Origin of the sequence: Neisseria maigaei, from assembly GCF_958267405.1 — a bacterium.
In the GTDB taxonomy this organism is placed as follows: Bacteria; Pseudomonadota; Gammaproteobacteria; order Burkholderiales; family Neisseriaceae; genus Neisseria; species Neisseria bergeri.
Genome location: NZ_CATQFT010000027.1, coordinates 1 through 315, shown reverse-complemented (window position 1 = coordinate 315; position 315 = coordinate 1). Strand labels below are relative to the sequence as shown.

The window sequence follows — 315 nt, the reverse complement described above, 5'->3', positions numbered from 1 at the left end:
CGGGTGATGAGGTTGTGTTCGAGTTCGGGATCGGAGAGGCTGTGCCATTGTCCGAGCAGGACGGCTTTGAACATGGACAACAGGGGATAGGCGGGACGACCGCGGTGGTCTCTAAGGTAACGGGTTCTTTGACGGTTCAGGTATTGTTCGATCGGCTGCCAATCAATCACCCGGTCCAACTTCAATAGCGGGAAGTGGTCGATGTGTTTGGCAATCATGGCTTGTGCGGTTTGCCGGAAGAAGGTGCTCATGAGAAATCCCCTAAATGTCTTGGTGGGAATTTAGGGGATTTTGGGGAATTTTGCAAAGGTCTCA

The 315-nt window shown here is 52.4% G+C and carries 1 protein-coding gene; it reads right to left on the bottom strand.

Annotation, left to right across the window (positions count from 1 at the left end; genetic code table 11):
* Nucleotides 1-251 (bottom strand): transposase (locus Q3O06_RS05400; RefSeq protein ID WP_301818008.1); only part of this gene is annotated, 251 nt, incomplete at its 3' end.
* Between the last annotated feature and the right edge of the window lie 64 nt (nucleotides 252-315).